A 23,384-nucleotide genomic window follows, 5' to 3' on the forward strand; every position below is an offset into this window, starting at 1 on the left:
GGGACCATGACGACCGTCGCGATGCTCCTGCTCGCGGCCGGGCTCCTCCTCCTGCCGCCGCCGCGAGCCCGCCGGCCGGCGCGCCCGGAGGCGCCCGCGCCGCCCGGGGGCCCGGCGACGGTCGAGGACGCCGCGGCGGCGCTCACCCTCCTTGCCGCCGTCCTCCGCGGGGGCGGGGGTGCGGTCGAGGGGCTCGAGGCGGTCGCGGCCGTCGACCCCGGGCGCGCCGGGCGCGAGCTCGCCGTCGTGGCGGCGGCGCAGCGGTGGGGCGAGCCGCACGACCGGGCCTGGGCGAGGGTCGGCCCGGGGTGGGCACCGGCCGCCGCGGCCTGGCACGCGGCCGTCACGGCCGGTGCGCCCCCGGCCTCGCTCGTGGCCGCCGCGGCCGACCGGATGCGGGTCGCCGAGTCGCGCCGGGTCGAGGCGGCCGTGCACCGCGCCGGCGTCCTGCTCGTCCTCCCGCTGGGGCTCTGCTTCCTGCCGGCGTTCGTCGCCACGACGGTGGTCCCCGTCGTGCTCCTCCTCCTCGGCGGGCTGGGATGAGCGCCGAGGCCGTCCACAGCCCGGTCGCGCCGAGGCCGCCGTCCACAGATCCGCCGTCACCCCTCGACCGGCCCGGGCGCCCCGGCGACGGTGGAGCCGAGGGGCGCGACCGCCGCGCCCACGACCTCCGGGAGGTACCCATGACCACACGACTCATCACACGGCTGCGCGCCGGCGCCCGCCGGCTGTCCCGGCTGTCCCGGCGGGGTGAGGCCGGGATGACCACGGCCGAGTACGCCGTCGGGACCGTCGCCGCCGTGGCCTTCGCCGCGCTGCTGCTCGCGGTCGTCAAGTCCGGGCCGGTCAAGAGCGCGCTGACCGGCATCATCGTCGGCGCACTCGGCACGTGACCCGGCGGGGCGGTGAGCAGGGGATGGTCACGGCCGAGCTGGCCGTGGCCCTCCCCGGGCTCCTCCTCGTCCTCGGGCTGTGCCTCGCCGCCGTCCAGCTCGGCATCGACCACGTCCGCTGCGTCGACGCCGCCCACGCGGCCGCCCGCCTCGGGGCCCGCGGGGAACCGCTCGAGGTCGTCCGGTCCGCGGCGGCCCGGGTGGCCCCCGACGGCTCCGCCGTCGCGGTCTCGGCGGTCGGCAGGTCGGTGGCGGTCGAGGTGCGGGCGCCGGCTCCGGCCCTGCTCGGTCCCCTCGGGGGCCGGCTCGCCGCCTCGGCCCGGTCGGTGGCGCGGTCCGAGGCCGACCCGTGAGGCCCGAGGAGGGGAGCGGCTCGGTCCTCGTCGTGGGCGCGCTCGGCGCCCTGGTCGCCGTCCTCGCCGGGGCGCTGGTCCTCGCCGGAGCCGTGCGCGACGTCCATCGCGCGCGAGGGGCCGCCGACCTCGCGGCGCTCGCCGCGGCCCGCCCGCTCGTCGTCGGCGGCGCTCCCGACTGCGGCGTGGCGGCGGAGGTGGCCGGCGCCAACGGGGCGGTGTTGGAACGATGCTCCGTCCTGGCCGACGGGAGCGTCGTCGTCGAGGTGGTGGTGCGCCGCTCGGGAGCGGTCAGGTGGCCCGGGGTCCCCGACGACGCGGTCTCCCGTGCCCGGGCCGGGCTCGAGGCCGTGGGCCCGGGGCCGTGACCCGCCGCGTCAGGGGTCGCTCAGGCGCGCGGCGGCTCGACCCGGGTGTCGGGCTCGACCCGGGTCTGGGGCTCGGTGCGCCCTTCGGCGACCTCGGCCCGGCGCCGAGCGGTCTCGGTCGCGACGTGCTGCTCGGCGACGCGCTCGTCGGCCTGCTGACGCAGTGCCGCGGTCTCCTGCTCGTGGCGGGCGCGCTCCTCGGCGAGCTGGCGCTCGCGGGCCTCGACCTCCTCCTTCATCCGCTGCTGCTCGGCGAGGCGCTGCTCCTCGGCGAGACGGTCCGCCTCGCGGGCCTGGACGCGGCGGCGGTGACCCCGACGCAGGCCGCCGCGCAGCACGGCCCAGCCGAGCCAGAACAGGGTGATGACGACCATGCCGGAGACGAGGAACACGACCGGCGGGAGGTTGACGGTGCCGCCGAGGACGTTGATCGCCACGGGGTCCTCGAGGCGCACCGCGCCGACGACGAGCAGTGCTCCGGCCCCGAGGGCGACGACGACGAGGATGACACCGAGGAGGACCATGGCTCGCAGGCTACCCCGGTGACCAGCGGCGGAGCGCGTTCGGGACGTCCGGGTCCGGCCGTCCGAACCGGCCGGGGCGAGGGTCGCCGGTACCGGTCCGTGCCGTGCGTGGCGCCACTCGTCCGGTGAGCGCTGCGGTGGTCAGCCCGCCGCGGCGAGGGCCAGCTCGAGGACGACGACCGCGCCCGCCTTGTCGAGCGGCTCGTTGCCGTTGCCGCACTTCGGCGACTGCACGCACGCCGGGCAGCCGCTCGGGCACGGACACCCGAGCACGGCGTCACGGGTGGCCCGCACCCACGCCTCGAACGCGACGAACGCCCGCTCGGCGAAGCCCGCGCCGCCGGGGTACCCGTCGAAGACCATGACCGTCGGCAGGCCGGTGTCGGGGTGCAGCGCCGTCGAGACCCCGCCGACGTCCCACCGGTCCGAGGTGGCGACGAGCGGCAGCATCCCGATGGCCGCGTGCTCGGCGGCGTGGAGGGCCCCCGGCACCGCCGCCTCCGCGACCCCCGCCGCGTGGAGGACGTCCGGGTCCACGGTCCACCACACCGCCTTCGTCGTCAGCGACCGCTCCGGCAGGTCGAGGGGGTGCCTGCCGATCACCTCGCCGCTCGGCAGCCGCCTGGAGAAGCCGGTGACCCGGCCCGTGACGCGCACCGACCCGAAGGACGCCCGCACCCGGGCCCGCTCGGCCACCCGGTCGGTGCCGAGGATGTCGAAGCGGCTCACCGACTCCGCCTGGGTCGACCAGCCGGGGTCGCCCCGGACCACGTGTGCCGCCCGCGCCTCGAGGTCGAGCTCGGTGACGACCCACGTCTCGCCCTGGTGGAGGTGCACGGCTCCGGTGTGCACCTGCGCGTGGGCCGCGGCCTCGTCGACGGTGCCGATGACCCGCCCGGTCCGGGTCTCGACGACGGCGACGACGTCGCTCGCCCCGCGGAGCGAGATGTGCTCGGCCGGCCGGTCCTCGCGGGCCCAGAACCACCCGGTCGGCCGCCGGCGCAGGATGCCGTTCGCGACGAGCACCGAGAGCAGCCCGCGCGCTCCCGGCCCGAACAGCTCGAGGTCGGCCTCACCCAGCGGCAGCTCGGCCGCGGCCGCCGCGAGGTGCGGTGCGAGGACGTGCGGGTTCTCCGGGTCGACGACCGTCGTCTCGACCGGCGTGCCGAAGATCGCCTCGGGGTGGCGCACGAGGTAGGTGTCGAGCGGGTCGTCGGCCGCGACGAGGACGGCGAGGGACTCGCCACCGGAGCGCCCGGCCCGGCCGGCCTGCTGCCACAGGCTGGCCCGCCGTCCGGGCCACCCCGCGACGAGCACCGCGTCGAGGCCGCTGACGTCGATGCCGAGCTCCAGCGCGGTGGTCGCCGCGAGCCCACGCAGCGACCCCTGCCGCAGGCCGCGCTCCAGCGTGCGGCGGTCCTGCGGGAGGTAGCCCCCGCGGTAGGCGGCCACCGCCTCGATCGAGGTCGGGTCGAGGGCCTCGAGCCGCCGCCGCGCCCCCGTCGCCAGGGCCTCCGCGCCCGCCCGGCTGCGGGCGAAGGCCACGGTCTGCACGCCGTGCCCGACGAGGTCGGCGAGCAGCTCCGCGGCCTCGGTCGTCGCCGAGCGACGCTCGCCGTCCGCTCCGGTGACCGGCTCCCACAGCGCGAACGTCATGGCCCCCCGGGGCGAGCCGTCGCTCGTCACCGCCCGCACGGGCAGCCCGGTGAGGCGGGACGCGTGTCCCGCGGGGTCGCTGACCGTCGCCGAGGCGAGGACGAACGTGGGCGTCGCGCCGTAGCGCCCCGCAACCCGGCGCAGTCGGCGCAGCACCGCCGCCACGTGCGCGCCGAAGACCCCCCGGTACACATGGCACTCGTCGACGACGACGTAGCGCAGGTCGCGCAGGAACCGTGACCACCGCTCGTGGCCGGGCAGCAGCGAGTGGTGGAGGAGGTCGGGGTTGGTGAGGACGAGGTTCGCGTGCTCGCGCACCCACCGCCGCTCGTCCGGCGGGGTGTCGCCGTCGTAGGTCGCCGCGCGCACCCCCGGCACGGCGAGCGCCTCGACGCGGGCCAGCTGGTCGGCGGCCAGCGCCTTGGTCGGCGCGAGGTAGAGCGCCGTCGGGCCGCGCACCCCACCCCGCTCGGCGCCCTCGACCACCGACCCGAGCACCGGCACGAGGTAGCCGAGGCTCTTCCCGGACGCGGTCCCGGTGGCCAGCACGACGTGCTCGCCGGCCGTCGCGAGGTCGATCGCCTCGCGCTGGTGGCTCCACGGGCGCGAGATCCCCCCGGCGAGCAGGGCCGAGAGGAGGGCCGGCGCGAGGTCGTCCGGCCACTGCGCGAGGCGCGCCGACCGGGCCGGGATCGACTCGACGTGGACCAGCCGGCCCTCGGGTCCGGCCCGGGCGAGTCGGGCGAGGTGCTGGGCTGGGCTGGACACGGCCGTTACGGTAATCCTTGGTCCCGACCACCCCCGGTCGTGACCAGCACGACCCGAGCCTGAGCCACCCGAGGAGCCTGACGCGTGGAGCTCTCCGTCACGACGTCCCACCAAGACGACGTCAGCGTCGTCACGGCCGAGGGGGAGGTCGACGTCTACACCGCGGCGCAGCTGCGCCAGACGCTCGACCAGGAGATCGCCGACGGGCGCACCAAGGTCGTCGTCGACCTCGACAAGGTCACCTTCCTCGACTCCACCGGCCTCGGCGTCCTCGTCGGCCGGCTCAAGCTGGTCCGCAACGACGGCGGCTGGCTGCGCATCGTCTGCTCGAGCGAGCGCATCCTCCGGGTCTTCCGGATCACCGGGCTCGACAAGGTCTTCGGCATCCACGACAGCCTCGACGACGCGCTCGCGGCCTGACCCTCCGCAGGCCCGCCCGAGACGGGGACACCGGACCCGGGTGAGCGACCTGCGGCAAACCTCCGTCCCACGTTAGGCAGTGTGAACCGCGTCACCCCCGCCCGGGTGGGCGGGGCGTCCGCCCTCCCCGGTAGAGTCCCCGCCGACCGTCCCTGTCGATGGCGCTGACCTGCGCCCGGGGACGACACACGCCGTCAAGGAGGATGGAATGGCACCCCTCGCACTCGCACAGGCCGAGTCGGGCGCCCTGCAGCTGACCGGAATGAACCAGACGCTCGTCGTCGTCGTCGCGGTCATCGCCGCCGTCGCGCTCGTCATGGGCTTCGTGTTCCGGCGCCAGGTGCTCGCGGCCGATCCCGGCACCGAGAAGATGCAGGAGATCGGCTCGGCGGTCGAGGAAGGCGCCTCGGCCTACCTCAACCGGCAGTTCCGCACGCTCGGCATCTTCGTCGTGCTCGTCTTCTTCCTCCTGCTGCTCCTGCCCGCCGACACGGCCGGCGTGCGATGGGGCCGGTCCGGCTTCTTCGTCCTCGGCGCACTCTTCTCCGCGGCCATCGGCTACCTGGGGATGAGCCTCGCGGTCAAGGCCAACGTCCGGGTCGCCTCGGCCGCCCGCCACGAGGGCGGCCGCGACCTCGGTATGAGGATCGCCTTCCGCACCGGCGGCGTCGTCGGCATGGCCACGGTCGGGCTCGGCCTGCTCGGTGCCTCGATCGTCGTCCTCGCCTACAAGGGCGACGCCCCCAAGGTGCTCGAGGGCTTCGGCTTCGGTGCCGCGCTCCTCGCGATGTTCATGCGGGTCGGCGGCGGCATCTTCACCAAGGCCGCCGACGTCGGCGCCGACCTCGTCGGCAAGGTCGAGGCCGGCATCCCGGAGGACGACCCGCGCAACGCCGCGACCATCGCGGACAACGTCGGCGACAACGTCGGCGACTGCGCGGGCATGGCCGCCGACCTCTTCGAGTCCTACGCGGTGACGCTCGTCGCGGCGCTCATCCTCGGCTCGGTCGCGTTCGGCGCGTACGGCCTCGTCTTCCCGCTGATCATCCCGGCGATCGGCGCCCTCACCGCGCTGCTCGGGGTCTACATCACCAAGGCGCGCCCGGGCGAGAACCCGCTCAACGCGATCAACCGCGGCTTCTACATCGCCGCCGCGATCAGCGCGGTCCTCTCGGCGGTCGCCGCCTTCACCTACCTGCCGGGCACGTACGGCGAGCTGTTCGAGGGGAACGCCGCCGAGGGCACGACCGAGTCCCAGATCGCCGCCCTCACCGGCAACCCGCGCCTCGCCGCACTGCTCGCGGTGGTCATCGGCATCGTGCTCGCCGGCATCATCCTCTGGCTCACCGGCCACTTCACCGGCACCGACAAGCGGCCGACCAAGGACGTCGCGAGGACCTCGCTCACCGGGGCCGCCACCGTCGTCCTGTCGGGCATCGGCGTGGGCCTGGAGTCCGCCGTGTACACCGCGGCGATCATCGGTGGCGCGGTCTACCTCGCCTTCCTCCTCGGCGGCGGCGTGACGGCCCTGTCGCTCTTCCTCATCGCGCTGGCCGGCTGCGGCCTGCTGACGACGGTCGGCGTCATCGTCGCCATGGACACCTTCGGGCCGGTCTCCGACAACGCCCAGGGCATCGCCGAGATGTCCGGGGACGTCCAGAGCGAGGGCGCGCAGATCCTCACCGAGCTCGACGCGGTCGGGAACACGACGAAGGCGATCACCAAGGGCATCGCCATCGCCACGGCCGTGCTCGCGGCGACCGCCCTGTTCGGCTCGTACACGAACGCCTGGCAGGACGCGATCCGCACGGTCGACGTCTCCGGGCTGACCCAGCAGGAGGGCGCCGACTTCCTCAACAACGCGGCAGGCCTCGTCACCGCGCCGAACACCCTCGTCGGGCTCATCCTCGGAGCGGCCGTCGTCTTCCTCTTCTCCGGCCTCGCGATCAACGCGGTGACCCGGGCCGCGGGAGCCATCGTCTTCGAGGTGCGCCGGCAGTTCCGGGACCACCCGGGGATCATGGACGGCACCGAGAAGCCGGAGTACGGGCGGGTCGTCGACATCTGCACCAAGGACTCGCTGCGCGAGCTCGCGACGCCCGGCCTGCTCGCCGCCCTCATGCCGGTGGCGGTCGGGTTCGGCCTCGGCATCGGGGCGCTCGCCGGCTTCCTCGCCGGGGCCATCGGCGCGGGTGCGCTGATGGCGGTCTTCCTCGCGAACTCCGGCGGTGCCTGGGACAACGCGAAGAAGATCGTCGAGGACGGTCACCACGGCGGCAAGGGCACCGAGGCCCACGCGGCCACCGTCATCGGCGACACGGTCGGCGACCCGTTCAAGGACACCGCCGGCCCGGCGATCAACCCGCTGATCAAGGTGATGAACCTCGTCTCGGTGCTCATCGCGCCGGCGATCGTCACCCTGTCGATCGGTGGCGACGCCTCGGCGCCGATCCGCTACGGCATCGCCGCGGTCGCGTTCGTCGTCGTCGTGGCGGCGGTCGCGGTCTCCAAGAGCCGCGACCTGGCCTTCGGCGGCGACGACGAGCCGGACGCCGCGTCGGCCGAGGAGCCGCAGCCCGCGCAGGTCTGAGCGCCCCACCTCGGCGGTTCCGGCCGTCGAGTGAACAGAACACGCCGTGTCGCGTCCGTCGCACACGGCGTGTTCTGTTCCCTCGACCGCCACGCCCTAGGCTCGTCCCCGATGACCACCGCCCCGCCCCGCGTCGACGACGCGCTGCTCGCCCGGCTGCGCGCCGACCTCGTCGCGTCCGGCTTCACCGTCGCCGGGGTCACCGCGCTGCTCGGCCCGATGGCGTCCGCCGCGCTCGAGCGCGACCAGGCCCTGCCGGCCCAGCGCGTCACGGCCCGGGCCACCGACCCGCGGGCCGCGCTCGTCCGGCTCTTCACGCTCGGCGACCCGGTCGACGCCACCGAGGTCGAGGCGGCGCTCCCCGGCCTCGGCGTCGCCGGGGCGGTCGAGCTCGGGCTCGTCGCGCCGGAGGGGGACGCCGTCGTCGCCCGCTGCGACCTGCGGCCGTACGCCGCGGACGGCACCGACTGGTGGGTGGCCTCCGACCTCGGCGAGCTCGCGACCGGTCGGCCGCTGCGCCCCGACCACGTGCTCGGCGTCGGCGGCGCCTCGACCACCCTCGCGTCCTGGACGCCCCGCCCGGCGGTCGGCCGCGCCCTCGACCTCGGTACCGGGTGCGGCGTCCAGGCCCTCCACCTCGGCGCGCACGCCGGGGAGGTCGTCGTCACCGACCTGTCCGAGCGGGCCCTCGGGTACGCCCGCTTCAACGCCGCCCTCAACGGGGTCGGCTGGGACGTGCGGGCCGGCTCGATGCTCGACCCGGTGGCGGGGGAGCGGTTCGACCTCGTCGTCTCCAACCCGCCGTTCGTCATCACCCCGCGCGGCGGGGCGGTGCCCCTCTTCGAGTACCGCGACGGCGGCGCGTCCGGTGACGACGTGGTCCGCGACCTCGTCGCGCGCGTCGGGGCCCACCTCGAGCCCGGCGGCATCGCCCAGCTGCTCGGCAACTGGGAGGTGCCCCGGGGGGCGTCCTGGACCGAGCGGGTCGCGGCGTGGCTCGAGGGCACCGGGCTCGACGCCTGGGTGGTCCAGCGCGAGGTGCAGGACCCCGCCGCGTACGCGGAGACGTGGGCGCGCGACGGCGGACACCACCCGGGGACGGCCGACTTCAACGCGATGTACTCCGCGTGGCTCGACGACTTCGCGGCGCGCGACGTCGAGGCGATCGGCTTCGGCGTGGTCACCCTCCAGCGGCCGGCCACCGACCGCCCGCCGTTCCTCGACCTCGTCGACGTGCCCGGCCCGGTCGAGCAGCCGATGGGCCCCGCGGTCCTCGCCGGCCTGCGGGCGCGCGCCTGGCTCGCCGAGCACGACGACGACGCGCTCCTCGACGTCGCGTGGCGCTGCGCCGACGACGTCACCGAGGAGCGGTTCGGGGTCCCCGGCGAGCCCGACCCCCGGGTCATCGTCCTGCGCCAGGGCGGCGGGCTGCGCCGCGGCCTCCCGCTCAGCACCGTCACCGCGGCCCTCGTCTCGGTCTGCGACGGCGAGCTGACCGCCCGGGCCGCGGCGGCCGCCATCGCCGGGCTCCTCGACCTCGACGACGCCGCCGTCCGCGCCGAGGTCGTGGCCCTCCTGCGCGACGCCGTCAAGGACGGACTGCTCGTCCGCGAGTGAGTGTTCGGGCCCGACCGGCGCCCCGGAGTGTGACGCGCGTCACATCGAATCTCCGTTTGAGATGCACCGCGGGGTATCTCGGTGGGGACAGGATGACTGCCCTGCGGGTCGGAAGTCCCTGCTCGGGCCTCGGTCCCGGCCGCCCTGCAGCGTCGGCCCCGCCCTCCACCCCCTGCACCGGAGGGCGGGGCCGCCCCTTGTCCGGAAATGAGTTGTGAGTGAGTGCTCACTCACTTAGGCTGGTCCCTCGTGACCCCCCGTGCCCCCGCCATGAGCCCCGAGGACCGTCGTTCGGCGATCGTCGACGCGACGATCCCGCTGCTGCGGGAGCACGGCGTCGGGCTGACGACGCGCCAGGCCGCCGAGGCCTCGGGCATCGCCGAGGGCACCCTCTTCAAGGCCTTCGGCACCAAGGACGAGCTCGTCCAGGCCTGCGTCTCGGCGGTCTTCGACTCCACCCCGGCGGTCGCCGAGCTCCGGGGGATCGACACCTCGCTGACCCTCGACGAGCGCCTCACCGCGGGCGTCGCGGTGATGCAGCGCCACGTCGAGCGCATCGTCGGCCTCATCTCCGTGCTCCACCACGCCGGGGCGCCCGCCCCGGTCGACGCCAAGCGCCGGCGGGGCTCGAGCGACCCCGCGGTCGACGCCGCCCTCACCGACCTCATCGGCCCGGACGCCGACACGCTGCGCAAGCCGGTCCCCGAGGTCATCGCCCTCCTCCAGCTGCTCACGCTCTCGAGCGTCCACCCGCTCATGTCCACCGGCCACCTCGACCCGGCCGAGATCGTCTCCGTCGTCCTCGACGGCACCCGCCACCACACCGACCGAGGGATCCGCTGATGCTCGTCCGCCTCGTCCGCACCCACCTGCGCCCGTACTCCGGGCCCCTCCTGTTCCTCCTCGCCCTCCAGCTCGTCGGCACCCTCGCCTCGCTCTACCTGCCGAGCCTCAACGGCCGGATCATCGACGAGGGAGTGGCCAAGGGCGACACCGGGTTCATCCTCACCGCCGGGATGTGGATGCTCGGGGTCTCGCTGCTCCAGATCCTCGCCACCGTCTCGGCCACCCGGATCGCCGCGCTGACCGCCGCCTCCCTCGGTCGCGACGTGCGGGCCTCGGTCTTCGACCGGGTCGGCTCCTTCTCGGCGCAGGAGGTCTCGCGGTTCGGCGCGCCGACGCTGATCAGCCGCTCGACCAACGACGTGACGCAGGTCCAGCAGGTCGTCTACATGGCGCTCGCGCTCATGGTGTCGGCCCCGATCATGATGGTCGGCGGCGTCATCATGGCGCTGCGCGAGGACGTCGGCCTCTCCTGGCTGGTCGTCGTCGCCGTGCCGCTCCTCGCCGCGTCGGTCGGCCTCGTCATCAGCCGGATGATCCCGCACTTCCGGGCGATGCAGAAGGCCGTCGACACCGTCAACCGGATCCTGCGCGAGCAGATCACCGGCATCCGGGTGGTCCGGGCGTTCGTCCGCGAGGACGTCGAACGCGCCCGGTTCGGCGAGGCCAACGACACCTACACCGGGACCGCCGTCGCGGTCGGCCGGCTGATGGCTCTCGCCTTCCCGATCGTCATGGTCATCTTCAACGCCTCGACCGTCGCGGTGCTGTGGTTCGGCGCGATGCGCATCGACTCCGGCGACATGCAGATCGGCGCCCTGACCGCCTTCATGAGCTACCTCATCCAGATCCTCATGTCCGTCATGATGGCGACCTTCATGTCGATGATGGTCCCGCGCGCGACGGTGTCCGCCGGCCGCATCCAGGAGGTCCTCGACACCCGCTCCTCGGTGCACCCGCCCGAGCACCCGGTGGCCATCCCGGCGGGCCCGGTCGGGGTCGAGCTGCGGGGAGCGACCTTCGCCTACCCGGGGGCCGACGAGCCCGTGCTGCGCGAGGTCTCGTTCACCGCCGTGCCCGGCACGACGACCGCGGTCGTCGGGTCCACCGGCGCCGGCAAGACGACCCTCGTCGGCCTGGTGCCGCGCCTCCACGACGTCACCGGAGGAGCGGTCCTCCTCGGTGGGGTCGACGTCCGCGACGCCGACGCCGAGGACCTGTGGGCGCACATCGGCCTCGTGCCGCAGCGTCCCTACCTCTTCAGCGGCACCGTCGCGAGCAACCTGCGCCACGGTGACGCCGACGCCACCGACGAGGAGCTGTGGGAGGCGCTGCGGATCGCCCAGGCCGAGGACTTCGTCCGGGCCATGCCCGGCGGCCTCGACGCCCCCATCGCGCAGGGCGGCACGAACGTCAGCGGCGGGCAGCGCCAGCGGCTCGCCATCGCCCGCGCACTCGTGCGCCGGCCGGCCGTCTACCTCTTCGACGACGCGTTCTCCGCGCTCGACGTCGCGACCGACGCCCGGCTGCGGGCGGCCCTGCGCCCGGTCACCCGCGACGCCACGGTGGTCGTCGTCGCCCAGCGGGTCAGCAGCATCCGCCACGCCGACCAGGTGGTCGTCCTCGAGGACGGCGCCGTCGTCGGCATCGGCACCCACGACGAGCTGCTCTCGTCGTGCCCCACGTACGTCGAGATCGTCGAGAGCCAGCAGGCGATGGAGGAGGTCGCATGAGCGAGCTGAGGTCCGCCGAGGAGAAGGCAGCCGAGGCCCGTCGCGGCCCGGCCGGCGCGCGCCGGGGTGGTCCGCCGCACGCGCAGCTGGGCATGCCGACCGAGAAGTCGCAGAACTTCGTCCCGTCGGCCAAGCGCGTGCTCGGGCTGCTCCGCCCGGAGCGCCCGGTCGTCGTCGGCGCGCTCGTCCTGGCGCTCGCCTCGGTCGTGCTCAACGCGATCGGCCCCAAGGTGCTCGGCCGGGCGACCGACCTGATCTTCGCCGGCGTCTTCAGCCGGCAGATCCCGGCCGGGGTGACCCAGCAGCAGGCGGTCGACGCCCTGCGCGCCCGCGGCGAGGGCCGGGTCGCCGACCTGCTCGCCGCGATGGACCACGTCGTCCCCGGGCAGGGCATCGACTTCTCCGCCGTCGGGCGGGTCCTGATGATCGTCCTCGGCATCTACGTCGTCGCCGCCGGGCTGCAGCTGGTCCAGGGCCGCCTGCTCGTCGCCGCCGTCAACCGCACGGTCTACCGGCTGCGCCGCGACGTCGAGGAGAAGCTCAACCGGCTCCCGCTGCCGTACTTCGACGCCCAGCCGCGCGGCGAGCTGCTCAGCCGGGTGACCAACGACATCGACAACGTCGCGCAGAGCCTGCAGCAGACCCTGAGCCAGCTCGTCACCTCGCTGCTCACGGTCGTCGCGATGATCGCCATGATGGTCTACATCTCGCCGCTGCTGGCCGTCATCGCCCTCGTGACGATCCCGGTGACGATGGTCGTCACCGCGGCCATCGGCAAGCGCTCGCAGGGACACTTCGTCCAGCAGTGGAAGAGCACCGGCGAGGTCAACGCCGTCGTCGAGGAGACCTTCACCGGCCACGAGCTGGTCAAGGTGTTCGGCCGCCGCCAGGAGGCCGCCCGCGAGTTCGCGCGGAGCAACGACGCCCTCCACCACGCGAGCTTCCGGGCCCAGTTCATCAGCGGCGTCATCATGCCGACGCTCATGTTCATCGGGAACCTCAACTACGTCGCGGTCGCCGTCGTCGGCGGGCTGCGGGTGGCCTCCGGGACGATGAGCCTCGGCGACGTCCAGGCGTTCATCCAGTACTCGCGACAGTTCACCCAGCCGCTGACCCAGGTGGCCTCGATGGCCAACCTCATGCAGAGCGGGGTCGCCTCCGCCGAGCGGGTGTTCGAGGTCCTCGACGCCCCCGAGCAGGAGCCCGACACGGCCACGCCGGCGGCGGTCGCGGCCACGCGCGGGCGCGTCGCGTTCGAGGACGTCTCGTTCTCCTACTCGAGCGAGAAGCCGCTCATCGAGCACCTCGACCTCGTCGTGGAGCCGGGACAGACGGTGGCCATCGTCGGCCCGACCGGCGCCGGCAAGACGACGCTGGTCAACCTCGTGATGCGCTTCTACGAGCTCGACGGTGGACGGATCACGCTGGACGGCAACGACATCCGCGACATGACGAGGCACGACCTGCGCTCGCGCACGGGCATGGTGCTCCAGGACACGTGGCTGTTCGCCGGGACGATCCGCGACAACATCGCGTACGGGAGGCCGGGCGCCACCGAGGACGAGATCCTCGAGGCCGCCCGCGCGACGTACGTCGACCGGTTCGTCCACTCGCTGCCGGCCGGCTACGACACCGAGCTCAACGCGGAGGCGGACAACATCAGCGCCGGTGAGCGACAGCTCATCACGATCGCCCGCGCGTTCCTCGCGAACCCCGCGCTGCTCATCCTCGACGAGGCCACGAGCTCGGTCGACACCCGCACCGAGCTGCTCGTGCAGCACGCCATGGCCGCCCTGCGCAGCGACCGGACGAGCTTCGTCATCGCGCACCGGCTCTCGACGATCCGGGACGCGGACCTCATCCTCGTGATGGAGGACGGGCGCATCGTCGAGAGTGGCACGCACGCCGAGCTGCTCGCTGCCGGAGGCGCGTTCGCGCGCCTGCACGCCGCGCAGTTCGAGGGCGCCGTCGCCGACCCGGACGAGGAGGCGGCGGCCGCCGGGCCCGCGGCCGGGGCCCCGGCGATGGCCGGACCGCCCCGCTGAGCAGGCTCTCCCCGAGGACTCGACACCGGGTCCCAATCCGGTCGGCACGAGAGCGCACCCGCACGACGCGAGGCGTTAGCGTGGCGAGCGGTGCCGGGTCCGGTGCCGACGTCTCGACGGGGAGCTGGTGGTGGTCGTGGTCGCGGCAGGAGCACACGCGGTGGTCCAGGGGCTGGCCGGGGCGGTGCCCGCGGCCGACACGCTGATCGACGCGGGCCCGGTCGACTACCTCATCCTCGTCGTCTACTTCGGCTTCGTCCTCGGCATCGGCCTGCTGGCCCGGCGCTCGGTGTCGGAGTCCATCGACTTCTTCCTCTCCGGACGCTCGCTGCCCGCCTGGGTCACCGGGCTGGCGTTCATCTCGGCCAACCTCGGCGCCGTCGAGATCATGGGGATGAGTGCCAACGGGGCCCAGTTCGGCATCTCGACCGTCCACTACTTCTGGGTCGGTGCCATCCCGGCGATGCTCTTCCTCGGCATCGTCATGATGCCCTTCTACTACGGTTCCAAGGTCCGCTCGGTGCCGGAGTTCATGCTCCGCCGCTTCGACCGGCGCGCCCACCTCGTCAACGCGATCTCCTTCGCCGTCGCGCAGCTGCTCATCGCCGGCGTCAACCTCTACCTGCTCGGCTCGATCGTCCACGCCCTGCTCGGCTGGCCGCTGTGGATCGCGCTCATCGTCGCCGCCCTCATCGTCCTCTCGTACATCACGCTCGGCGGCCTGTCGGCGGCGATCTACAACGAGGTCCTCCAGTTCTTCGTCATCGTCGCCTCGCTCCTGCCGCTGGTCATCCTCGGCCTCAACCGGGTCGGCGGCTGGGGCGGGCTCACCGAGAAGATCACCGCGGCGGCGAGCTCGGCACCGGCCAAGGCCGGGGTGCCACCGGCCGAGCAGCAGCTGAACTCGTGGCCCGGGCAGGCCCTCACCGGCTTCGACAGCGGCTTCTGGTCGGTCGTCGGCATCGTCTTCGGCCTCGGCTTCGTCCTCTCCTTCGGCTACTGGACGACGAACTTCGTCGAGGTGCAGCGCGCGATGGCCTCCGACTCCATCTCCGCCGCCCGCAAGACGCCGGTCATCGGCGCCTTCCCGAAGATGTTCGTCCCCTTCATCACGATCGTCCCCGGCATGATCGCCGCGGTCCTTGTCCCCGAGATCGTCGACCTGAAGAACGGGGGCAGCCCGCCGGGCGGCGCCTCGGGCAAGGGGGTCGCGTTCAACGACTCGCTCCTCTACCTCATGCGCGACGTGCTGCCCAACGGCCTGCTCGGGCTGGCGCTCACCGGCCTGCTCGCCGCGTTCATGGCCGGCATGGCGGCCAACATCTCCGCCTTCAACACGGTGTTCAGCTACGACCTGTGGGAGCGCTACATCCGCAAGGACCGCTCCGACGACTACTACCTGCGGATCGGCCGGCTGGCGACCGTGGGGGCGACGGTCATCGCGATCTTCACCGCGATCATCGCGAGCTCGTTCTCGAACATCATGAACTACCTGCAGACCCTCTTCGGGTTCTTCAACGCGCCGCTGTTCGCCACCTTCATCCTCGGGATGTTCTGGAAGCGGATGACCCCTGCCGCCGGGTGGTCGGGCCTGGTCTCGGGCACCCTGTCGGCCGTCCTCGTCGCGTTCCTCAGCGAGGACGCCTTCGGCTCGGCGAGCCTCGGCGTCATCCCCCTCGGCGGCCAGGGGGCGGCCTTCGTGGCCGCCTCGACGGCCTTCGTCGTCGACATCGCGGTGTCGGTCGCGGTGACGATGGGCACCCAGCCCAAACCCGTCGAGGAGCTCGTCGGCCTCGTGTACTCCGAGACACCCATCGAGACGCGCACCGACCCGAACGAGGCGTCCTACCCCTGGTACCGCCGGACCGTGCCGCTCGCGGGCGTCGCGCTCGTCATGGTCGTCGTCCTCAACATCCTCTTCTGACCGGGAGTCGTCATGGCAGAGAAGCACACCGCGGGCGCGTTCGACATCCGCAACATCATCGGCCTGCTCCTGACGATCTACGGTGTGATCCTCACCCTCATGGGGTTCTTCGCCGACGCCGAGACCGCGAAGACGGGTGGCGTCAACGCCAACCTGTGGGCCGGACTCGTCCTGCTCGTCGTGGGCCTCGGGTTCATCGCCTGGTCGCGGCTGCGGCCGGTCGTCGTCCCCGAGGACGTCCCGCCGGTCGAGGACGACCCCACCCGGCCGGCGCCCCGCAAGAAGCAGCGCGGCGGCCACTGACCGGCCGCTCGGCGGCGGGTCAGCCGACGGCGCCTCCGGTGCGCCAGCGGTCCAGGAGGCCGTCGGGGTCGGCCGGGGCGCCGCCGCGGTTCCACAGGGCCAGGTGCACCTCGAGCGCCGGGCCGGACAGGCGCACCGCGTCCGGCGCGGGGTCCGGCTCGTGCCGGCCGAGGAGCCGGGTGCGCACGGAGTCCGGGCCGACCTCGAGCCACCACCGGTCGCCCTCGGCGGTGGCGACGACGGCCGGGTAGGCACCGTCCTCGGACCGCGGCCCCCGGCCCCGGCGCGGCCAGAACCCGACGAGCAGCTCGTCGATGCCGTCGCGGGCCACATCGGCGCCGAACCAGGCGTCGGCGGCCGAGGGCATCCGTCCCTCCCGGGCGGCGAGGGCGTCCAGCGCGTGGACGGCGGTCTCGTGGTGCTGGCGCCGCGCCCAGAAGAGCCGGGCCGGCGGTGCCTCCCGGAGGAACGTCGGCGCCACGAGGTCGTCGGGTGCCGTGCGTAGGACGTCGAGCAGCTCGGTGGCGCCGGCGCGCAGCCACTCGACGGCGTCGCCGTCCGGACCCTCCTGGTCGTCGATGCCGACGGTGCGCAGGTCGGCGCCGGACAGCGCGGCGAGGGCCCAGCGGTGCACCCGGCCCTGGTGCGCCACGAGGTCGGCGACCGACCAGCCGGGGCAGGTCGGCACGGCGGCGTCGGGTCCCGCCTCGGTCGCCCAGCCGGCGAGCCGGTCGGCCGCGGCCTCGAGGCCGGCCAGGTGCTGCTCCACGTCGAGGTGCACGTCGCTCATGGGGCGATCATGCCGCCCGCCGGGGTCAGGAGAACTGCCAGGAGCGCTTGCTCAGGCCGTACCAGAAGCCGTCGATGACGCTGCGGCCGGCGACGTCGCCGCCCACCGACGCCGCGCCGAGCGCGACGTAGAGCGGCGCCCAGTGCTCGGTGCGGGGGTGGGCCTCGCGGGCCGCCGGGGCCTTGGCGAGGAAGTCGAGCACGGCGTCGACGTCGCCGCGCCCGACCGCCTCCGCGGCCCAGTGGTCGAACTCCGAGGACGGGGCCGGGGGCGTGCCGTCCGGGCCGTCGGCCGGCTGGAACCAGCGCAGGTTGTGGGTCGTGAACCCGGACCCGACGACGAGGACGCCCTCGTCACGCAGCGGGGCCAGCCGGCGGCCGAGCTCGAAGAGCCGCTGCGGGTCGAGGGTCGGCATCGAGAGCTGGAGCACCGGGACGTCGGCCTCGGGGAACATCTCGACCAGCGGAACGTAGGCGCCGTGGTCGAGGCCGCGGGTCGGGTCCTGGTGCAGCTGCTCGCCGGCGCCGCCGAGGAGCCCGGCCACGGACCGCGCGAGCTCGGGTGCCCCGGGCGCGTCGTAGGTCACGTCGTAGTAGCGCTGCGGGAAGCCCCAGAAGTCGTAGGTCAGCGGCACGTCGCCGGAGGTCGCCGACACCGCGACGGGCGCCTGCTCCCAGTGCGCCGACACCATGAGCACCGAGGTGGGCCGGGGGAGCTCGGCGGACCATCCGGCGAGCTCGGCGGTCCAGCGCGCGTCGTCGGCCAGCGGCGGGGCGCCGTGGCTGAGGTACAGGACGGGCATCCGCTCGGGTGCGGTCCTGGTCATCGGAACTCCTCGGGAACTTAGTTGATGATTCAACCACATCTGGCGACCGGATGTTCCTCGGGTTCTCGCCGAACGCCCGGTGGCGGACGCTCCTCACGGCCAGGGTGCCCGAGCCGGGGGGGCCGAGGGGGCTCCCACCTGCACCGAGGAGCCAGCCAGCGACCGAGTACTCCGACCCGACCGCCGCCGTCGCCGAGCCCGCGACGCCGGCCGCCGCGCCGCCAGGGCCGCCCACCGAGCCCGCCCGCCGCCTCTCGGACGCCACCCTCCCCCTGACGCCTCCCGTGCCGGCCGCACCCGAGCCGGTCGAGCGGGTGGGTCGCGGGCTGGCCGTCGCGCTGCTCGCCGTCCTCGGCTCCGGGGTCCTCGCGGTCGTCGTGTGGAACCTCGGCTACGTCGCGTCGATCACCTCGGTCGTGCTGGCGGCGGGCGCCGTGCTCGGCTACGCGAAGGCGGCCGGGTCGCCGCCGCGCCGCGGGATGCTGCCCCTCCTCGGGCTCATCGTCCTCGGGGTCGTCGGCACCGCGCTGGCCCTCGTCGGCTGGGACGCCTCGCAGTACTACTCCGCGCACGCCGCCGAGGCGGCCGCCGCCGGCGTCTCGCGCTCGTCCTTCGTCTGGGAGAACGTCACCGACGGCGAGGTGCTCCGCAGCTACGGCGGCGACCTCGCGATGTACTTCGTCCTCGCGGCGCTCGGGACCGTCGGCGTCATCGTCCGGCTGGTCCGCGGCGAGCGCTGACCGCACGACGCGCCCGGGGTCGTCCGGCGACCCGGGTGTGCGCCGGACGGCCTCCGGGCGCTACCGTCGGCCCCGTCACCACGTCCGAGCAGCGACGAATCCGCTGCACGTGGGGGACGGAACAGGCAGGTTGGCATGGCATCCGGACGCAAGCTCGTCATCGTCGAGTCCCCCGCGAAGGCGAAGACCATCGCGGGCTACCTCGGGAGCGACTGGGACGTCGAGGCGTCCGTCGGGCACATCCGTGACATCCCGACGCCGAGCGAGATGCCGGCCGAGGTCAAGAAGGGGCCGTTCGGCAAGTTCGGCGTCAACATCGACGACGACTTCGACCCCTACTACGTCGTCGACGCGGACAAGAAGAAGAAGGTCCGCGAGCTCAAGGCCCTCCTGAAGAACGCCGACGAGCTCTACCTCGCCACTGATGAGGACCGCGAGGGCGAGGCCATCGCGTGGCACCTCTACGAGACCCTCCAGCCGAAGGTCCCGGTCAAGCGGATGGTCTTCCACGAGATCACCCGCGAGGCCATCCAGCGCGCGGCCAACCAGACCCGCGACATCAACACCTCCCTCGTCGACGCGCAGGAGACCCGGCGCATCCTCGACCGCCTCTACGGCTACGAGGTGAGCCCGGTGCTGTGGCGCAAGGTCAAGGCGGGCCTGTCCGCCGGCCGCGTGCAGTCGGTCGCCACCCGGCTCGTCGTCGAGCGCGAGCGCGAGCGGATGGCGTTCGTGCGCGCCTCGTACTGGGACGTCGACGCCGACGTCACGCCCGGTGCCCAGGAGGACCTCTTCACGGCCCGGCTCACCGGGGTCGACGGCAAGCGCGTCGCCACCGGCCGCGACTTCGCCGACGACGGCACGCTCAAGGGCGACAAGGCGGTCCAGCTCGACGAGGAGCGCGCGACCGGCATCGCCGAGGCGCTGCGCAGCGCCGAGGTCACCGTCGCCGAGGTCTCCGAGAAGCCGTACACCCGCCGGCCGAGCGCGCCGTTCACGACGAGCACGCTCCAGCAGGAGGCGTCGCGCAAGCTGCGGCTCAACTCCCGCAACGCGATGCGGGTCGCCCAGCGCCTCTACGAGAACGGCTACATCACCTACATGCGGACCGACAGCACGACGCTGTCGGACGCGGCGACCTCCGCCGCGCGGCAGCAGGCCCGTGAGCTCTACGGCGGCGACTCGGTGCCGGATGCCCCCCGCCGCTACGAGCGCAAGGTGAAGAACGCCCAGGAGGCGCACGAGGCGATCCGCCCGGCCGGGGACCGCTTCCGCACCCCGAAGCAGGTCTCCGGTGAGCTGCGCGGCGACGAGTACCGCCTCTACGAGCTGATCTGGATGCGCACCGTCGCCTCCCAGATGGCCGATGCCCGCGGCTCGACCGCGTCCGTGCGGCTGGCCGCGACGCTGCGCGACGGTGCGCCGGCCCGCGAGGTCGAGCTCTCCGCGAGCGGCACCGTCATCACCTTCCGCGGCTTCCTCGCCGCCTACGAGGAGGGCCGCGACGACACCCGCGCCCGCGACGACGACGAGCGTCGCCTGCCGAAGCTCGGCGCCGGTCGCCGGCTCGAGGTGCGCCGGTCCGAGGCGAACGGGCACGAGACCTCGCCGCCCGCGCGCTACACCGAGGCGACCCTGGTCAAGGCGATGGAGGAGCGCGGCATCGGCCGGCCCTCGACCTACGCCTCGACGATCGGCACCATCCAGGACCGCGGCTACGTGAGCAACCGCGGCTCGGCCCTCGTGCCGTCGTGGCTGGCCTTCGCGGTGACGCGCCTCATGGAGGAGCACTTCGGCCGGCTCGTCGACTACGACTTCACCGCCTCGATGGAGGAGGACCTCGACGCCATCGCGCGCGGTGACGAGCAGCGCGCGGCGTGGCTGCGGCGCTTCTACTTCGGCGACGAGGCGAGCTCGGCCGACGGGCTGCGCGACCTCGTCGAGGACCTCGGCGACATCGACGCGCGGGCCATCTCGACCATCGACATCGGCGACGGCATCGTCGTGCGCGTCGGGCGCTACGGGCCGTACGTCGAGGAGGTCGTGCCGGCCGGCGTCGACGCCTCGACCGGTGAGGTCACCGACGCCGCCGCCGCGGACTCCGCCGCGGCCCAGCCGCGCCGGGCCACCATCACCGACGAGATCGCCCCGGACGAGATGACCCCCGCCATCGCCCGCGAGCTGCTCGACCGCGCGGCCGACGACGGGCGCGTCCTCGGTCAGGACCCCCGCACCGGCCGCGACATCGTCGCGAAGTCCGGGCGCTACGGGCCCTACGTCACCGAGGTCGTCCCCGAGGAGGAGCAGGGCAAGGGCAAGAACAAGGTCAAGCCGCGCACCGCCTCGCTCTTCAAGGACATGGACCTCGGGACCATCGAGCTCGACACGGCGCTGCGGCTGCTCTCGCTGCCGCGTGTCGTCGGCTCCGACCCCGAGTCCGGCGACGAGATCACGGCGCAGAACGGTCGCTACGGGCCCTACCTCAAGAAGGGGTCCGACTCGCGCTCGCTGACCTCCGAGCAGCAGCTCTTCGACATCACGCTCGAGGAGGCGCTGGCCATCTACGCGCAGCCGAAGCAGCGCGGCCGGGCCGCCGCCAAGCCGCCGCTCGCCGAGCTCGGCACGGACCCGGTCTCCGGCAAGCCGGTCGTCGTCAAGGACGGGCGGTTCGGGCCGTACGTCACCGACGGCGAGACGAACGCGACGCTGCGCAAGGACGACGACCCCGAGCAGCTCTCGCCCGAGCGGGGGTACGAGCTGCTCGCCGAGAAGCGGGCCAAGGGGCCGGCCAAGAAGACCGCGCGCAAGCGGACGACGAAGAAGACGACCGCGAAGAGGACGACCGCGAAGAAGACGACCGCGAAGAAGGCCGCCAAGAAGGCCTGACCCGGCGGCGGGCGCCGTTGCGTGGGTGGTTACCGGCGAGTAGGTTCGTCGGCATGGCTCTCGACCCGCAGTCCCTGACCACCGCCTCGCCCAGCGAGTTCGTCGCCGCCGTCAAGGGTGCGTCCGACGCCGACATCCGCGACGCCTTCGCGGGCGAGCACCGCGGCGCCCTGCTCGACGCGGTCTTCGCCCGGTTCCCGGAGCAGTTCCGCGCCGACAAGGCCGGCGACCGCAGCGCCCGCATCGACTTCCGGGTCACCGGGGGGCCGGCGGACTCCAGCGACACCTACGCCGTCGTCGTCGACCGCGGCACGTGCACGGTCGAGAAGGCGCCGACCGCCGAGCCGCAGCTGTCCCTCATGTCCGGCCCCGCCGAGTTCCTCAAGCTCGTCACGGGCACCGGCAACCCGGCGATGATGTTCATGATGGGCAAGGTCAAGGCGCGTGGCGACCTCGGGCTCGCGTCGGCGCTCGCGAACTGGTTCGAGACCCCGAAGGCCTGAACCCGCGCCGCCCTCCCGGCCACCCCACGCGTATCGGGTGACCCGAGAACGGTGCGCTTTCCCCGGGAACGGTTCCGGGGGGAAGCGCGGCCGTATCGGGTGACCCGATACGCGCGTGGCGTGGACCTCGGGCAGGAAGCGGCTTGACCCTCACGCGACGTGAGGCAGCACCGTGGATGACATGACCACGACGAGCCAGCACACTGACCGGGTGGAGCTGACGGTCGGCCAGGTCGCCGAGACCTTCGGCGTCACGGTGCGCACGCTGCACCACTACGACGCCATCGGCCTCGTCGTCCCGTCCGGCCGGACGCCCGCGGGGTACCGCCTCTACACCGATGCGGACCTCGCCCGGCTCTCCAGCGTCGTCACCTACCGCCGGCTGGACCTGCCCCTCGACGAGGTGCGGGACCTGCTCGACGGTGACGGGACGGCGGCGGAGCACCTGCTGCGCCAGCGCGCCGTGGTCGTGTCCCGGCTGGGCGAGCTCGAGGAGCTCGTCGTGGCCATCGACCGAGCACTGGAGAGGGAGATGAACGACCAGCCCGCCACGACCGACGACCTCAAGGAGCTCTTCGGCGACGGCTTCACCGAGGAGTACCAGCAGGAGGCCGAGGAGCGCTGGGGCGAGACCGACGCCTGGAAGCAGTCCAAGCGCCGCACCGACCGCTACACGAAGGCCGACTGGGCCGAGATCAAGGCCGAGCAGGACGCCGTCGGCGCCGAGCTCGTCGCCGCGATGCAGGCCGGCGAGCCGCCGACCTCGCAGCGGGCGATGGACGCCGCCGAGGCGCACCGGCTGCACATCCACCGGCGCTTCTACGACCTCGACCACACCTTCCACCGAGGGCTCGCGGACATGTACCTCGCCGACCCACGGTTCACGAGGACCTACGAGGAGCAGGCGCCCGGACTCGCGCAGTACGTCCACGACGCCATCCACGCGAACGCGAACCGGCACGAGCAGGCCTGAGGCCCACTCGAGCTGCCACCCAGCCGCCCGGGTCCGCCCGACGAACGACGAGGACGTGCCGCCTCCCCATGACGGGAGGCGGCATGTCCTCGTCTCTCGACCGGGGGGGGGGTACTAGGACCAAAGCCCGATGGTGGGTGTCCTCGCGTCCCGGGCACCGTTCTCGTCGACGGGCCGACCCCGGCCCCGCTCCTGTGAGAACCTCCCCGGAAGGACCAGCACCATGCGACGCATCGCCCTCATCACGCTCGGAGCCGCCGTGGCCGTCACCCCCGCCCTCGCCGGCGTGCTCGGCAACGCCTCCTTCGCCGAACGGCTCCCGGTCCGGGCGCCCTCGAGCGCCACCTCGACGCCGTCGCCGTCGGCCACGTCGGACGACCCGGCGACGCACGACGCGAACGACGACCACGGCGGTGACCGTCCGCGCGGCACCTCGGACGACCCGGCCACGCACGACGCGAACGACGACCACGGCGGTGACCGTCCGCGCGGCACCTCGGACGACCCGGCCACGCACGACGCGAACGACGACCACGGCGGTGACCGTCCGCGCGGCACCTCGGACGACCCGGCCACGCACGACGCGAACGACGACCACGGCGGTGACCGTCCGCGCGGCACCTCGGACG

Annotated in this window: 21 protein-coding genes; 17 read left to right on the forward strand and 4 right to left on the reverse strand. The window is 73.8% G+C overall.

The features are described from left to right. Nucleotides 1-6 precede the first annotated feature (6 nt). The 4 genes from PKA89_RS11380 (at nucleotide 7) to PKA89_RS11395 (ending at nucleotide 1,614) form a co-directional block, all read left to right on the forward strand. Nucleotides 7-543, forward strand: coding sequence for a type II secretion system F family protein (locus PKA89_RS11380; RefSeq protein ID WP_324419474.1), 537 nt, complete (start codon nucleotides 7-9; stop codon nucleotides 541-543). 140 nt (nucleotides 544-683) lie between these two features. Next, nucleotides 684-893, forward strand: coding sequence for a DUF4244 domain-containing protein (locus PKA89_RS11385; protein ID WP_324419476.1), 210 nt, complete (start codon nucleotides 684-686; stop codon nucleotides 891-893). Further along, the gene (locus PKA89_RS11390) at nucleotides 890-1,246 is read left to right on the forward strand and encodes a TadE family type IV pilus minor pilin (protein WP_324419478.1); all 357 of its coding nucleotides are present in this window, start codon (nucleotides 890-892) and stop codon (nucleotides 1,244-1,246) included. Before PKA89_RS11385 ends, PKA89_RS11390 begins: the two co-directional genes overlap by 4 nt. Next, nucleotides 1,243-1,614, forward strand: a complete 372-nt coding sequence (locus PKA89_RS11395; RefSeq protein ID WP_324419479.1) for an Rv3654c family TadE-like protein — start codon at nucleotides 1,243-1,245, stop codon at nucleotides 1,612-1,614. Before PKA89_RS11390 ends, PKA89_RS11395 begins: the two co-directional genes overlap by 4 nt. A gap of 20 nt (nucleotides 1,615-1,634) precedes the next feature. Here the strand turns inward: PKA89_RS11395 and PKA89_RS11400 are convergent, their stop codons facing one another. Next, nucleotides 1,635-2,138, reverse strand: a complete 504-nt coding sequence (locus tag PKA89_RS11400; protein WP_324419481.1) for a hypothetical protein — start codon at nucleotides 2,136-2,138, stop codon at nucleotides 1,635-1,637. A gap of 141 nt (nucleotides 2,139-2,279) precedes the next feature. Further along, nucleotides 2,280-4,562 carry a DEAD/DEAH box helicase gene (locus PKA89_RS11405; protein WP_324419483.1) on the reverse strand — a complete coding sequence of 761 codons (2,283 nt, stop codon included), beginning with the start codon at nucleotides 4,560-4,562 and terminating at the stop codon, nucleotides 2,280-2,282. A gap of 84 nt (nucleotides 4,563-4,646) precedes the next feature. Between PKA89_RS11405 and PKA89_RS11410 the strand changes: the two genes are divergently transcribed. The 8 genes from PKA89_RS11410 (at nucleotide 4,647) to PKA89_RS11445 (ending at nucleotide 16,037) form a co-directional block, all read left to right on the forward strand. Beyond that, nucleotides 4,647-4,982, forward strand: a complete 336-nt coding sequence (locus PKA89_RS11410; protein WP_324419485.1) for an STAS domain-containing protein — start codon at nucleotides 4,647-4,649, stop codon at nucleotides 4,980-4,982. Nucleotides 4,983-5,190: 208 nt separating this feature from the next. Continuing rightward, complete coding sequence (locus tag PKA89_RS11415) at nucleotides 5,191-7,572, forward strand: sodium-translocating pyrophosphatase (RefSeq protein WP_324419487.1); 2,382 nt, start codon at nucleotides 5,191-5,193, stop codon at nucleotides 7,570-7,572. A 111-nt stretch (nucleotides 7,573-7,683) separates the two neighbouring features. After that, on the forward strand, nucleotides 7,684-9,189 hold the full coding sequence (locus PKA89_RS11420; RefSeq protein ID WP_324419489.1) for a methyltransferase: 1,506 nt from the start codon (nucleotides 7,684-7,686) through the stop codon (nucleotides 9,187-9,189). A gap of 249 nt (nucleotides 9,190-9,438) precedes the next feature. Next, nucleotides 9,439-10,032, forward strand: a complete 594-nt coding sequence (locus tag PKA89_RS11425) for a TetR/AcrR family transcriptional regulator (RefSeq protein ID WP_324419491.1) — start codon at nucleotides 9,439-9,441, stop codon at nucleotides 10,030-10,032. Continuing rightward, nucleotides 10,032-11,765: an ABC transporter ATP-binding protein gene (locus PKA89_RS11430; RefSeq protein ID WP_324419493.1), complete on the forward strand. Its 1,734-nt coding sequence runs from the start codon at nucleotides 10,032-10,034 to the stop codon at nucleotides 11,763-11,765. Before PKA89_RS11425 ends, PKA89_RS11430 begins: the two co-directional genes overlap by 1 nt. Further along, on the forward strand, nucleotides 11,762-13,810 hold the full coding sequence (locus tag PKA89_RS11435) for an ABC transporter ATP-binding protein (protein WP_324419495.1): 2,049 nt from the start codon (nucleotides 11,762-11,764) through the stop codon (nucleotides 13,808-13,810). The genes PKA89_RS11430 and PKA89_RS11435 overlap by 4 nt, the downstream gene beginning before the upstream one ends. A 160-nt stretch (nucleotides 13,811-13,970) precedes the next feature. Then, nucleotides 13,971-15,734 carry a sodium:solute symporter family protein gene (locus PKA89_RS11440; RefSeq protein WP_324419497.1) on the forward strand — a complete coding sequence of 588 codons (1,764 nt, stop codon included), beginning with the start codon at nucleotides 13,971-13,973 and terminating at the stop codon, nucleotides 15,732-15,734. Between the two features lie 12 nt (nucleotides 15,735-15,746). After that, nucleotides 15,747-16,037 (forward strand): hypothetical protein, encoded by a 291-nt coding sequence (locus tag PKA89_RS11445; RefSeq protein WP_324419499.1) that lies wholly within the window; start codon nucleotides 15,747-15,749, stop codon nucleotides 16,035-16,037. Nucleotides 16,038-16,056: 19 nt separating this feature from the next. Here the strand turns inward: PKA89_RS11445 and PKA89_RS11450 are convergent, their stop codons facing one another. Both PKA89_RS11450 and PKA89_RS11455 read right to left on the reverse strand, forming a co-directional pair. After that, the gene (locus PKA89_RS11450) at nucleotides 16,057-16,827 is read right to left on the reverse strand and encodes a maleylpyruvate isomerase N-terminal domain-containing protein (RefSeq protein WP_324419501.1); all 771 of its coding nucleotides are present in this window, start codon (nucleotides 16,825-16,827) and stop codon (nucleotides 16,057-16,059) included. A 25-nt stretch (nucleotides 16,828-16,852) separates the two neighbouring features. Next, nucleotides 16,853-17,653, reverse strand: coding sequence for a class III extradiol ring-cleavage dioxygenase (locus PKA89_RS11455; RefSeq protein ID WP_324419503.1), 801 nt, complete (start codon nucleotides 17,651-17,653; stop codon nucleotides 16,853-16,855). 284 nt (nucleotides 17,654-17,937) lie between these two features. Between PKA89_RS11455 and PKA89_RS11460 the strand changes: the two genes are divergently transcribed. The 5 genes from PKA89_RS11460 to PKA89_RS11480 all read left to right on the forward strand — a co-directional run. Further along, a complete protein-coding gene (locus PKA89_RS11460; RefSeq protein ID WP_324419505.1) occupies nucleotides 17,938-18,393 on the forward strand; it encodes a hypothetical protein in 456 nt (151 codons plus the stop codon). Between the two features lie 135 nt (nucleotides 18,394-18,528). Next, a complete protein-coding gene (gene topA, locus PKA89_RS11465; RefSeq protein ID WP_324419506.1) occupies nucleotides 18,529-21,279 on the forward strand; it encodes a type I DNA topoisomerase in 2,751 nt (916 codons plus the stop codon). Between the two features lie 53 nt (nucleotides 21,280-21,332). Continuing rightward, complete coding sequence (locus PKA89_RS11470) at nucleotides 21,333-21,782, forward strand: SCP2 sterol-binding domain-containing protein (protein ID WP_324419508.1); 450 nt, start codon at nucleotides 21,333-21,335, stop codon at nucleotides 21,780-21,782. A 181-nt stretch (nucleotides 21,783-21,963) separates the two neighbouring features. After that, nucleotides 21,964-22,755: a MerR family transcriptional regulator gene (locus PKA89_RS11475; RefSeq protein ID WP_324419510.1), complete on the forward strand. Its 792-nt coding sequence runs from the start codon at nucleotides 21,964-21,966 to the stop codon at nucleotides 22,753-22,755. A gap of 223 nt (nucleotides 22,756-22,978) precedes the next feature. Further along, nucleotides 22,979-23,384 (forward strand): hypothetical protein (locus tag PKA89_RS11480; protein ID WP_324419512.1); only part of this gene is annotated, 406 nt, incomplete at its 3' end.

It is taken from the genome of Phycicoccus sp., from assembly GCF_035325325.1.
In the GTDB taxonomy this organism is placed as follows: Bacteria; Actinomycetota; Actinomycetes; order Actinomycetales; family Dermatophilaceae; genus Phycicoccus.